Annotated in this window: 9 protein-coding genes; 2 read left to right on the plus strand and 7 right to left on the minus strand. The window is 61.5% G+C overall.

Annotated elements, in window-relative coordinates; translation table 11 throughout:
• Positions 1–37 precede the first annotated feature (37 nt).
• From K7W03_RS07015 to K7W03_RS07040, 6 genes are all read right to left on the minus strand, one after another.
• Complete coding sequence (locus tag K7W03_RS07015; RefSeq protein WP_046765870.1) at positions 38–2,578, minus strand: TonB-dependent receptor; 2,541 nt, start codon at positions 2,576–2,578, stop codon at positions 38–40.
• 50 nt (positions 2,579–2,628) lie between these two features.
• Complete coding sequence (locus K7W03_RS07020) at positions 2,629–3,180, minus strand: 3-phenylpropionate/cinnamic acid dioxygenase subunit beta (RefSeq protein WP_008828561.1); 552 nt, start codon at positions 3,178–3,180, stop codon at positions 2,629–2,631.
• 14 nt (positions 3,181–3,194) lie between these two features.
• Positions 3,195–4,562 carry an aromatic ring-hydroxylating dioxygenase subunit alpha gene (locus K7W03_RS07025; protein ID WP_008828560.1) on the minus strand — a complete coding sequence of 456 codons (1,368 nt, stop codon included), beginning with the start codon at positions 4,560–4,562 and terminating at the stop codon, positions 3,195–3,197.
• 25 nt (positions 4,563–4,587) lie between these two features.
• A complete protein-coding gene (locus K7W03_RS07030; protein WP_024020830.1) occupies positions 4,588–5,115 on the minus strand; it encodes an aromatic-ring-hydroxylating dioxygenase subunit beta in 528 nt (175 codons plus the stop codon).
• Complete coding sequence (locus K7W03_RS07035; protein WP_226869791.1) at positions 5,108–5,704, minus strand: SRPBCC family protein; 597 nt, start codon at positions 5,702–5,704, stop codon at positions 5,108–5,110. The genes K7W03_RS07030 and K7W03_RS07035 overlap by 8 nt, the downstream gene beginning before the upstream one ends.
• Positions 5,705–5,770: 66 nt before the next feature.
• Positions 5,771–8,740, minus strand: a complete 2,970-nt coding sequence (locus K7W03_RS07040; RefSeq protein ID WP_013849885.1) for a Tn3 family transposase — start codon at positions 8,738–8,740, stop codon at positions 5,771–5,773.
• A 140-nt stretch (positions 8,741–8,880) separates the two neighbouring features.
• Between K7W03_RS07040 and K7W03_RS07045 the strand changes: the two genes are divergently transcribed.
• On the plus strand, positions 8,881–9,450 hold the full coding sequence (locus K7W03_RS07045) for a recombinase family protein (RefSeq protein WP_011607925.1): 570 nt from the start codon (positions 8,881–8,883) through the stop codon (positions 9,448–9,450).
• Positions 9,451–9,506: 56 nt separating this feature from the next.
• On the opposite strand, the gene K7W03_RS07050 is transcribed toward K7W03_RS07045, so the two are convergent.
• The gene (locus K7W03_RS07050; protein ID WP_226869793.1) at positions 9,507–10,286 is read right to left on the minus strand and encodes an aromatic ring-hydroxylating oxygenase subunit alpha; all 780 of its coding nucleotides are present in this window, start codon (positions 10,284–10,286) and stop codon (positions 9,507–9,509) included.
• A gap of 210 nt (positions 10,287–10,496) precedes the next feature.
• Between K7W03_RS07050 and K7W03_RS07055 the strand changes: the two genes are divergently transcribed.
• The coding region (locus K7W03_RS07055; protein ID WP_226869795.1) for a sigma-54-dependent Fis family transcriptional regulator at positions 10,497–12,166 on the plus strand (1,670 nt) is incomplete at its 3' end.

A 12,166-nucleotide genomic window follows, 5' to 3' on the forward strand; every position in this document is an offset into this window, starting at 1 on the left:
GTGAGGGCGGTGGCGGTCCGCCGCCCTCGGGCCTTCATCAGTACTTGTAGGCGAGCTTGAGGAACCATTCGCGCGGACGCGAGAAGCTGGCCGTTGCGGCGCCGCCGACGTTGAGATCGACATAGCCGCCCTGCAGATAGCGCTTGTCGGTCAGGTTCGTGACGCCCGCAGTCAGGGTGAAGTGCTCACTCCTGTCGGTGAACGAGGCACTGGTGCCGAACACGCTGTACGCGGGCTGGAACAGTTGCGGGCTGTTGACTGCATCCTTGAAGGTGCCGCTCTGGTAGGACCAATCGCCGCGCAGGGTCAGCTTGCCCATGCTGCCTTCATAGACGTCGGCGTTGATCGCGGCCGAAGCTGTCCACTTGGGAACGAAGGCGAACTTCGAATCCAGCGTGACTGGCGCCGCGCTCGGATCGATCTTGGTGTAGTAGGCATCGAGATAACCCACGCCGAAGTTCACGCGAACCTGTTCGATCGGGGCAGCTTCGCCTTCGATCTCGAAGCCCTTGATCCGGCCGGCACCGGCGTTGCGAACCTTCGGAGCGATCCCTTCGTTCACAGTGATCTGCATGTCGCTGTAATCGGAAAGGAACGCCGCGATGTTCAGGCGCAGGCGCCGGTTGAACAGTTCGTTCTTCAGGCCGATTTCGTAGGATTCGACGAATTCCGGCGTGAACGAGGGGGTCGCGATTTCAGCTGGGAAGATGCGCTGGCTGAACCCGCCGTTCTTGAAGCCTTTCGAATAGGACGCATAGATCAGCGAATTGTCGGTTATCTTGTAGTCCGCCGAGATCGCCGGGGTCCACTCCTTGGCCTTGGCCGAAACCTCGATGGCCGGCATCGTGTGGTTGCCGCCCGGGTTGGTCGCCGAAGGCGTGCAGTTCGGTAGCGGGAAACCGGCCAGCGGGCCTGACGGGAACAGGTTGGCCGCCGGGTTTGCCTGTCCGACGAGGCACTGGCTGAACGCGACGAATGCGCCCTGCGGATAGACCGATGCCAGCACTGGATCGAGTTGCGAGCGGTCGTTGAAGATCGTCTGCACAGACGGGTCGAACCGCTTGGTCTCGTTAGTGTAGCGGATGCCCGGCGTGATCGAGAACCGGTCGGTCACCTTGAAGGTGGCCTGCAGGTATGAGGCATAGCTGTCGTTGTCGATGTCGCCGCCAGTAAAGAACTGGGCAAACCCGAATTCCATCGGGGTGTAGTCAGTGCCCTTTTCCTTGAGATAATAGCCGCCCAGAACGAACTTCACCTGGCCATCCATCAGGCTTCCGGTAAACTGCAGTTCCTGCGAGGCCTGCCACACATCGATATCGCTTGCGATCCGCAGGATCGTATGCGGAGTGCCGTCGAAATCGTATTCCATGTGCGAACTCTGGTCGCGGTAGGCCGAAATCGACTTCAGGCTGAAATCGCCGAAATCGTAATCGAGGGTGAGGTTCGTGCCCCATAGATCGAAGTCCGACCGGTTGACGCCGCCAGCCCAGGTGGTGTCGATGTCGCCAGTGATCCAGCGGGTGCTGGCGCAGGCCGGGTTGCCGGTCGGCGCAAGGGTACCCGGAACGCCAAACCCGCCCCAAGGTGCTCCACAGCTGCCATCGGTGACGCGGATCTTGTTCCAGAAATACATCGAGCTGGGCGCAGCGATCTGGCGGTTGGGGCCGCCGGGTGTCGTCGCGCTGTTCGGGATATCGACGAAGCGCAGCGGCACGTTCTGGTCCTGCAGTTCGAGCAGCGAAATGGCCGTCTGCTCTTCGCGGCGGATGTTGATATCCCCGCTGAGGCTGACGGTCAGCTTATCGGTCGGCTCCCACTTGAACGCAATGCGTCCGCCGAAGCTGTCCTTGTTGCCCTGGCGGCCGCCGTCGAACAAACGCTTCTGGTAGCCGTCGCGGGTTTCATAGGAAGCAACCGCGCGCATTGCGAGATTGTCGCTCAGCGGCACGTTGATCATGCCCTTGAAATCGGCGCGGTTGAACCGGCCGGTCGCCGCTTCGAGCTTCAGGTCAAATTCGTGTTGCGGCTGGACGGAATTGACGACGATCGCGCCGCCGATGGTGTTCTTGCCGAACAACGTGCCCTGCGGCCCGCGCAGGATCTGCACATCAGCGATGTCGGTCATGTCGAGCAGCGCACCGACCGAGCGGGCGACATAGACGCCATCGACATAGATGCCCACGCCGGTATCCACGGTAATGTTGAAGTCGGTCTGACCGACGCCGCGGATGAACGCGGTGATCGTGGCGCTGGAACCGGAGATGTTGGCAACCGGCGACATGTTCACGTTGGGCGCGAACTTGGCCACCTGGGCGACGTTGTTGACTTCGCGCGCTTCGAGCATCTCGGCATTCATAGCGGTGATCGCGACCGGCGTTTCCTGCAGGTTCTCAGACCGCTTGCGCGCAGTCACGATGATTTCACCTAGACCGCCGGCCCGTTGCTCCTCGGCCTGAGGCTCGCTTGCTGCTGCATCCTGCGCATGCGCCGTCATCGGCACAAGCCCGGTAGATACTACGATCGCCGAGGCGCTGGCGCGCAGGACGGCTTTCCTGAAATACATCAATCGGTTTGTCATTTGGCATTCTCCCTCGTGTTTTATCATTACTATTTATAAAGGTGGATAGACTAAACGTAGATGTTGAGGTTCTTGCTCAACATTACATTGTGCTTGAGGATCGCTCGGCGTTTGACCAGTTGAAAGCTGTTGCCGACCTGACGCCAGATATCGATACGGTTGCCGATTAGCGAATCCTCGTCGCGTTCGTTGCGATTGCGATAAGCATAGAAGTTCGAATAGACTCGGAACTCGTCGGCCTTTTCGGTAAGCTCCACCTCGACGTTGGTGATGATATGGGTGTAGCGCGTCGCCGGATCCTCCGACCAGGCCGTTCCGGTCTCGAGCCGAGAAAGCCGCTTGAGGATTTCGGGCTTGCTGTCGTTGTAATAGGCCATCCGGGTCAGGTCGGTCACCTGCTCGGTCTTGTCGCGGCGATAGCGGGTTTCGATCCCCGGCATGTGGTAATGCAGGTCTTCCGCCAGCATGCTGGCCCAGGCCTTGTAGTGTTCATCGTCGAGCAGCCGTGCTTCGCGATACAGCGTCTGGGTCAGCGCGTGGGTCAGTTCGAGCGATGCGGTAGTCCCTTCACATGTGCGCTCGAGGGTTGCGGTGTCGGTCATAGCTGTAGTTCCTCTCAGAGCGCGAACAGGCCAGGAAGATCGCGGGTTTCGCCCACATTGCCCAGCTGCGGTTCGGGCCGTGCCGGCATCTTGCCGAATTCGTCATGGGTCATCATGTCGAGCCAGCGCTGATAGAAGCCGCGCTGGTTGGCGTCGTTGTACTGGCCGCGATAGACGATGCCCGGCAGGGTATCGTGTTCGATCTGGCGGCCGATCCCGCAGCGATAGTGCAGGCGCTCGTGCCGGGTGACGACGCCGCGGTTGACGGTGGTGCAGTTTTCCCAGTTTTCGCCGTCATCCATCTCGAAGGTGCCACCGGGGCCAAAGGTCTGCATCACGCCTTTGGTCACTTCCTCCTTGATGTCGTCGGGCATGTTCTTGTTGACGATCACCCAGGTCTTCAATTCGAACTGCATTGGCCCCTTGGGTTGCCACTGGCGGAAGGTGGAAATGCCCGGCAGGAACGAGACGTTGGGGAAGATCGATGCCGAGGCGACCGAACCGAAGATCTTCGAGCGCATCTCGCCCAGGCGTTCTGCCATCTTCGGGCGGATCTTGTTGTAATAGTCCATCACCTTGGGGCGCCCGAGCAGGAAGAGGTCGCCCACGCCTTCGGTGCCGAATTCCCAGCCGTGGCCGTTCACGCTGGCGTGATAGGAATTATCCATGTCGATCGGCGGGAACGGCTGGCCGTTGTTCATCGACCGAGTGCCCGAATCATGCGTCCAGCCGGCGTGATAAGCGTCGCCGATGAAGTTCTCGACCCCGAACTTCCAGTTCGCGCTGATCACCGACTTGATGCAGCCGCCAATGAATTCGGTGCCGCCTTCCTCGTTGTCGAGGATCATGTCGAGATACCACCGGAAATCGCCTAGCCAGGCTTCCAGGCTCGGCGCATCGCTGTTGAAGGTGGCGAACACCAAGCCCTTGTAGTTGCCGACCTTGGCGACGTTCTTGAGGCCATGGTTCTTGAAGTCGATATCGCCCGCGTCGTAGCAATATTCCTCGTGCATGCCCTTGAGGTCGCCGGCGGTGTCAAACGCCCAGCCGTGGTAATTGCAGACGAACCGACGGGTGTTCCCGGCATCGGCGAAGCACACCTTATTGCCGCGGTGCGGGCAGGAATTGAGCATGACCCGGATCGAACCGTCGGGCTGGCGCGCGACGATCACCGCGTCTTCACCCATGTGGGTCGTCAGGAAGTCCCCGCTGTTTGGGATCTGGCTTTCGTGGGCAACGAACAGCCACGACCGCGCGAAGATGCGGTACAGCTCCTCCTCGTAGATGTCCGCATCCGAAAAGATCCGGCGGTCAAGCCAGCCTTCCTTGAGGTCCATGTAGCGTGAATAATCCGGTTCGCGACCGATCCGTTCGAAGCGCATGATTGTTCTCTCCCGTCAGGCTTGTTCAGAAAAAGGCGTTGAGGTTGCTGTCCGGCAGCACGGAATGGTCCAGCACGATTTCGCGCGCGGCCAGCAGCCAAGCGCTGCCTTCGCTGCGCCAGAGGTCAGTGCGTCCGGCGGTGAGCAGGCGGGTGGTGCCATCGATCCGATTGCGGTGCATCCCCAGCACCGAATGGACCCGCACCTCGTTATCGGCCCGGGTGGCCAGCACCTCGACGTTGGAGACAGCGCGGCGGATGTAGTTGGGCGGATCTTCGGCCCAGACGAAGCCGGATTTCAGGCGATCCACCCGCATTTTCAGCCTACCCAGATCCTCGTTGAAGATTACCCCTGGGCCAAGTGGAAAAGGCGGCGAACGGTCAGCGCGGAACCTTCGGCTCTTCAGTTCCAGGCGATAGCTGACGTCTTTGCCAAGCATGGCCAGCCAGCCGTCGAGATCTTCGTTGTCGAGCAGCCGGGCTTCGCGGTGGAGTGCCTGGGTAACTGCAACGATCACCTCCACCGGGGGAGGGGCAAGCGGTCGGTCAAGCATGCTCGGCCTCCTCGTCGGTCAGCGAGTTAATGTTGTACGTGGGCACTTCGGCCCAGGTTTCCGCCATCATGTGCTCTTGCCAGCGGCGGTAGAAATAGCGCTGGTTGTGTTCGCTTACCAAGCCGGAGGCGATATCGCCGGGGAAGCCCTCGCGCTTGCCCGAGCGGCCCAGCGCCATGTTGGTGTAGACATCCATCTGCGCCGTGCGCCAGCCGCGCGACTGTTCGGTGCAGGCGGTCAGATTGTCGCCATCGTCGTTGTCGAAAAGGCCCGCCAAGCCGAAGGTCAGGCACTGGTTTTCGAGAATCTGCGCTTTCACCGCCTCGGGCATGTCGTTTTCGGCCATGGCCCAGGTCCACTGTTCGATCTGGGTGGGACCCTTTGGATGATAGACCCGGAACCAGTTGAGCCCGGGCAGCAGTTGCAGGTTGGGGAAAATGGTTATGTTGACCTGCGCACCCCACACCTGCCTGCCGCGCACTTCGCCCAGACGGTCGATCACCGTCTGGCGGTTGGCCTCTAGGTATTCGAGGATCGGCTTGGGATCAGGATAGAAGGCGTAGCCGGAAACGCCGTCGAGCGCGCTCAAGACCATGTGAGGGCATAGCGTGGAAGGTACGCTAAACAACGCTAAGGGAGAACAACCGAGGAACGCTTAGGCGGCGCGGCTGTCCGGCGGAAGATTGAGGGCCTTGCGGCCAGCGGAAGCGGCGGCTCGATCCCAGAGGAAATCGCCGGAAAAGGCAATATGCTCCCAGCCAACCGGCGACGTATGGACAAGCAGATCATCGGGGACCGGGGCCGCTGCCGATCGCAGATGCTGGGCGGCGTCGGCCATGTAGATCGTGTTCCAATAGACGATCGCCGCGATGACTAGGTTGAGGCCTGATGCCCGATATTGTTGAGCTTCATGGCTGCGGTCGATGATGCGGCCCTGGCGGAAGGTGTAGATCGCTTGCGTCAGGGCATGGCGCTGCTCGCTGTTGTTAAGGCCGGCATGGCATCGCCGGCGCAGATCGGGATTTTCAAGCCAGTCCAGCATGAACAGGGTCCGTTCGATCTTGCCGATCTCCTGTAGTGCGACGTCGAGCTGGTTCTGCCGTTCGTAGGCGGCGAGCTTTCGCAGCATGACCGACGGCGCGACGTGGCCAGCCTTGATCGACCCCACGAGGCGCAGCACGTCGTCCCATTGTTCATTGATGATGTCGGTGCGGATACGCTTGCCCAACAACGGGGCGATGGACGGATAGGCCGAAACCGGCGCGATCGGCGCAAGCCGCCTGTCCGGAAAGTCGCGCAGGCGCGGGCAGAAGCGAAATCCCAGCATCGCGCACAGGGCGAAGACATGATCGGTCGCTCCGCCGGTGTCGGTGTAATGCTCGACGATCCTGAGATCGGTGCCATGGCTGATGAGGCCGTCGAGGACATAGGGCGCTTCATGCGTGGCGGCCGAGATCACATTGACGTGGTAGGGCCCGCGCTGATCGGAAACATGGGTGTAGAAGCTGAAGCCATGATCGACGCCATAGCGCGCGTTGATGTCGCCGCCCGATGCGCCGCGCTTCGCGCCCCTGAAGAACTGACCATCGGAACTGGACGTTGTGCCGTCGCCCCATACCCGCGAGAATGGCAGGCGGTGGTGCGCGTTGATGAGGACGGCGAGCGCCGCGCGGTAGCTCTCGTCGCGGATATAGGCGTCATGGGTCCATAGGAGTTGATCGCGCGTGACGCCCTGGCTCGCGGCGGCCATGCGCGACAGGCCGAGATTGGTGGCGTCGGCGAGGATCGTGGCGAGCAGCGCATTTTCATTGGGACATAGCTCGCCGGTGCGCAGGTTGGTGAACGCCGAAAGAAAGCCAGTTTCCTGCGCCACCTCATGTAGCAGTTCGGTGATACGGATGCGTGGCATCATCGCATCGAGCCGGTCGGCCAGGGCTTCGGCGTCGGGCGTTGCGATCGTGCGAACGGGGGATATCTGGAGGCGGCCGTCGCGGTATCGCACACCCTCCAGAGCGTCGCGCTTCAGGCTCCGGGCGAATTTCTTCAGCCGCCAGTCCAGTTCGCGGCCCCGCTGTTCGAGCCATTCGCCGGCTGTGGGTGGCAGACCAAGAGCCGACACGATCGGCTTGGCCTTCGGTTCGCTTAGCAGGTAGCTGTCGAACTGGCGGTATCCCGTCGATCGTTCCACCCAGACATCACCGGAGCGCAGCTTGTTGCGCAGATGCGCGATAGTCGCGATTTCCCAGAGCCGCCGATTGATCTTGCCGTCATCGCCCATGACGATTTTCTGCCATTCCTTGCGGAAGGGCATCGGAGCGTCGGCAGGCAGATCGCGCTTGCCCGACCTATTGAGGTCGCGCAGCATCTCGATAGCGGCAATCGTTTTCGCGCTGCCCTTTCCGGCCCTGAACTGTAGCGCTTCAAGCAGATCAGGGGCGAACTTGCGCAACGTCGCATAGCGGTCGGCCGCGACCCTCAGCGGATCAAGATTGGCGGTTTCCGCGATCGTCGCCACTTCCGGTCTGGCCTTCAGGAGGGTGTGCCATCCTACTGAGGCATCCAGGACCTCCATAGGATCTTCGCCAGTATCGACTGCATCGGTGAGCGCGTCGATCGTCCTGCGGAAGATCAGCATCAGCCGGGCCACGTTCTTCGACGTGGCGGCATAGCTGCGCGCCTGGGCGTTCTTCGCGCGGGTGAAGATGCCGCCGATCAGCTTGTCCGCCATCTCCAGGGCGCTGTCCGTCAGCCGTTCTTCAAGATCGAGCAGGAAGGCAACGAGCGTGGCGCATCGCCGGGAGGGAATATAGCGCTCGATCATATAGGCAGGCGACGCACGGCCTTCCCTGACATATTGCCGAAATCGGTCCGCGTGGATGCGGCCCGCGACGTCGGGGGAAATGCCGATCTTCCGCACCTGCCTCAGACGGTCGAGGATCTGGCGGACGTGATCGGGCTTGGCCGCGACGGGGATGGTCTTAAGCAAGGCGAGATGGCTCATGCCGCCGGCGGCGTCGAAGAGCTGATCGAGGGCCTGGACCTGTTCGGCGCTGAGATCGGCGATCAGGGCGTGGGCGGCCTGCTTGCGCGCGCGGGCACGTCCCGCGCTGCTGGCGCGTTCGATGGTGGAGATGGACGGCAGCAAAATCCGGGCCTCGCGCAGGGCGGTGACCACGCCCATCGCAATCGTCATCCCCTTGTCGGTCGCCCATGCCGTTCTCGCGGCCGCCTCGACCATGAAGGGAATATCGGCGCGGGTTGGCCCCCGAAGCCCCAAACGCGCCGCCAGCTCACGGGCATGATCCGTCATTGTCTGATCCCGCGCCGCATAGTTGGCCAGCTCGGTTACGTGCAGACCAAGTTGCTCCGCGACGAAAGCGGCGAGATCATGGGGTATTGCTCCCCTGTCCTGTATCAACTGCGCAAGCGTGATGCCCGGGTGCCGCAGGAGCGCGAGTTGCAGCGCCACGCCCAACTGGTTCCGTCGCTCCCGTCGCGCGCCGATGATCTCGATATCGGAAGGCTCGAAGGTATAGAGCCGGGCCAAATGGTCGCGATCGGTCGGGATGGCGAGTATCTGATCGCGTTCGCTCTCGGTCAGGAGTTGATGCTTGCGCTTCGTCATGCCGTTTCCTGTCCACAAAAGGTCATCTGGGCCTATGGACAGCGAGGAGTAAAGAGACATAGTATGTGGACGGATATGGGTGGGGCGCAGCGGCTGCCCTCCATAGCGTCCACAGAACGACCGTTTGGGAGACGTGCGGCATGGGTGATATTCTGGGCTATGCCCGCGTCAGCACCGGCGATCAGGACGTTGCGGGCCAGACCATGCGTCTGGAGAAGGCTGGCGCCATCAAAATCTTCACCGATGTCATTTCAGGTAAGAGCATGGAACGGCCCGGTCTGGCTGAGCTAATCGCCTATGCCCGCAAGGGTGACACGCTGGCGGTGGTCCGCCTCGATCGGCTTGGGCGCTCGCTTGCCGAACTTCTCACCACGGTTGAGACGCTACGCGGTCAGGGCATCGCGCTCCTGAGCCTTGAAGAAAAGATCGACACTTCGTCAGCTGCCGGCGAGCTCATCTTCCATGTGTTTGGGGCCATCGCCCATTTTGAGCGACGGCTGATTTCTGAGCGAACCAGAGATGGTATTGCCGCCGCCCGTGCTAAGGGCAAACAGCCTGGCCGTCAGCCGCTGGACATGTCCAAAGTGGATGCGGCCATCAAGCTGGTCGAAGCTCGTATCTCGCCTACCGAAGCAGCGCGGCAACTCGGCATCGGCCGATCGACCATTTATCGCGAAATGCGTAGGATGGGAATCGAACGGCCCGCCTGATTAAGCGCCCGTCCGTTCGCATCGAGCGTTCGCCATGCGTTCTCGCTTAGCGTTGTTTAGCGTACTTTCCACGCTATGCCCTCCATGTGCCCGTTCATGCCGGCGACCGACAGCCCGCCATCGAGATCGACCCCGGAATTGCCGACGCTGAGCCCGGTGAGGTCCATCGACTGGACTGCTGCCATCGCGCCGGCATGTGCCCAGCCCAGGTGATAGCCATCGCCGCAGACGTTCTCGACTGGCAGCTTCCAGTTGGTGCCCAGCACCATCTTCTGCGTCTCGCCGAGCAGTGCCGATCCGCCCGGCATGGCATCCAGCCAGACATCGAGGAAAAACTTGGCATCGCCCAGATAGTCATCGAGGCTGGGCGAATTGGCATCCCAGCAGCCGAACACCAGGCCCTTGTACTCGGCCACTTTCGTCACCGGGATCAGGCCGAACTTGGTGCGGTCGAGTTCGCCGAAATAGGCCTCGCTTTCCAGCGGCACCCCGGCGAGCGCGCCGTCCGGGGAAAAAGACCAGCCGTGATAGTTGCAGGTGAAGGCGCGCGCATTGCCGCGATCGGCGCGGCAGATCCGGTTCCCGCGGTGGGTGCAGCTGTTAAGGAACGCCTTGATCGACCCGTCCTTCTGGCGGATCACGATCACATCGTCTTCGCCCATGAAGGTGCGGAAATAGTCGCCCGGCTTCGGAATCTGGCTGGTGTGGACCAGGAACAGCCAGCAGCGCCCGAAGATCCGCTCAAGTTCCTGCCGATAGATGTCTTCGCTCGCGTAGATCGAGCGCGATTGGCGCCCGGTGCGTGAATCAACCAGATCGGCAATGTTGTCGTTCATTTGATCCTCTCCCAACAGCATGGCTAAAGCCGCCATCGATTTTTCTTGTCGGGACAGTTATAAGCACGAATCGTGCCAATATCGTTTTCGGGCCGATTTACCGCAGTCCGGTTGGTCAATCCCACGGCGAGGCACCGTGCAGATCGACGTATATGTAAATGTCGAGGCTTAAGTCTGGGCCGGAAGTTACGAATCTGATAAGCTGACCGGATGGAGACGCTCCCAGGATACGCCGACCTTGCCAGCAAGCTGCTGTTCTCACCGGAAATGGGCCGGATCTGGCATGACGGTGAACGCTGCGTACTGCTCAGCCAAGCGGCCCTGGCCAGCTGGCGCAGCCGCCTGGTGGCCGAATTGGGGCTAGAAGCGGCCAGCCGGTTCTTCTGGGGTGTCGGTTTTGCCGAAGGCGCACGGTGCGCGATCGGCGCGAAGAAATTGCGCCCGGATGGTGATTATCTCGAAGCATTCGCGGTCGGACCGCAGGCACACGCCTTGACCGGGTTCGGCTGGACCCAGATCGAAACTCTTGAAAACGATCCCTCGCGGGGGCATTTCGAAGGCCGGTTCACGGTCCACGATTCGATGGAGGCGGCGATCCATCTCAACGCGATGGGGCACAGCACCGATCCGGTGTGCTGGATGCAGACCGGCTTTGCAAGCGGCTTTGCCACAACCTTCGCGGGACAACCGATCATCATGCGCGAAGTGGAATGTGCGGGGCGAGGCGATGCTGCCTGCGTACTTCACGCCAAACCAAAACCCGAATGGGATCAGTTGGACGACCTCGAATTGGCCGCGACGCCGCTGGTCCTGTCCGAAACGTGGCATGATGCGGGCCAAACGGTGATTGGGATATCGGCAGCGTTCCTCTCAGCCAAGACCATGATCGAACGCACCGCAGCGAGCAATGCGACGCTGCTGTTAATGGGCGAGACCGGGGTCGGCAAGGAAGTGCTGGCCAAGCTCGCTCATCGGCTGAGCACGCGCGAGGCGGAGCCGTTCATCGCGCTCAACTGCGCGGCGATCCCTGAGGGGCTGATCGAATCGGAGCTGTTCGGCGTGGCCAAGGGGGCCTATACTGGCGCGGTTGCCGCCCGGCCCGGTCGGTTCGAGCTGGCCAATGGCGGCACGCTGTTCCTGGACGAGATATCGACACTGTCGCCACTTGCACAATCGAAGATTCTGCGCGCTGTCCAGGAAGGTGAGTTCGAGCGGGTCGGCGATACGCGGACGATCAAGGTGGATGTCCGATTGATCGCAGCATCGAATGTGGAACTTAACGAGGCGGTGCGGGAAGGCACGTTTCGTGCCGACTTGTTCTACCGGATATCGACTTTACCGGTCCGGGTGCCGCCGCTGCGCCAGCGCCGCGAGGACATTCCGGTGCTGCTGGAACACTTCCGTCTGCGTTATGCCCTGCGCCATGGCCGAACAGTATCGGGCTTCACTCCGCGGGCGATTAACGCGCTGTTGGCTTACGATTTCCCGGGCAATGTGCGCGAACTTGAGCGAATGGTGGAACGCGCCGTGCTGTTGGCGGACGACGGACGAGCGATCGACGTCAGACACCTGTTCTTGGAAACCGACGGCCTCGAATTGAAGCCGGCGATGTGCATGACCAACGATGGCAGGATCAGCGCCGTTGACAATGTTGGTAGTCGCGCCAACTTGGTGCGCCAGATGCTGGATCTGATCGTCGATGAGGGCGGAAGCCTGCTGGAAATGGAAGGGCTGGTGATCCGCGAGGCCCTTGATGCAAGTGGGGGCAACGTTGCTCGCGCGGCGCGCACCTTAGCCTCTCTTATTCACGACGCTCGGTTTCGGGCCCGCTCTGGGCATTTGCTGCGGCTGGCTGTATTGCGCGGACGACCGGCATCGCT

Origin of the sequence: Sphingobium sp. PNB (assembly GCF_019873065.1) — a bacterium.
GTDB classification, from domain to species: Bacteria; Pseudomonadota; Alphaproteobacteria; order Sphingomonadales; family Sphingomonadaceae; genus Sphingobium; species Sphingobium fuliginis.

Excerpts from the sequence above, each read along its gene's own strand:
- K7W03_RS07015 (WP_046765870.1), bottom strand. The coding sequence starts at position 2,578 with ATGACAAACCGATTGATGTATTTCAGGAAAGCCGTCCTGCGCGCCAGC.
- K7W03_RS07020 (WP_008828561.1), bottom strand. The coding sequence starts at position 3,180 with ATGACCGACACCGCAACCCTCGAGCGCACATGTGAAGGGACTACCGCA.
- K7W03_RS07025 (WP_008828560.1), bottom strand. The coding sequence starts at position 4,562 with ATGCGCTTCGAACGGATCGGTCGCGAACCGGATTATTCACGCTACATG.
- K7W03_RS07030 (WP_024020830.1), bottom strand. The coding sequence starts at position 5,115 with ATGCTTGACCGACCGCTTGCCCCTCCCCCGGTGGAGGTGATCGTTGCA.
- K7W03_RS07040 (WP_013849885.1), bottom strand. The coding sequence starts at position 8,740 with ATGACGAAGCGCAAGCATCAACTCCTGACCGAGAGCGAACGCGATCAG.
- K7W03_RS07045 (WP_011607925.1), top strand. The coding sequence starts at position 8,881 with ATGGGTGATATTCTGGGCTATGCCCGCGTCAGCACCGGCGATCAGGAC.
- K7W03_RS07050 (WP_226869793.1), bottom strand. The coding sequence starts at position 10,286 with ATGAACGACAACATTGCCGATCTGGTTGATTCACGCACCGGGCGCCAA.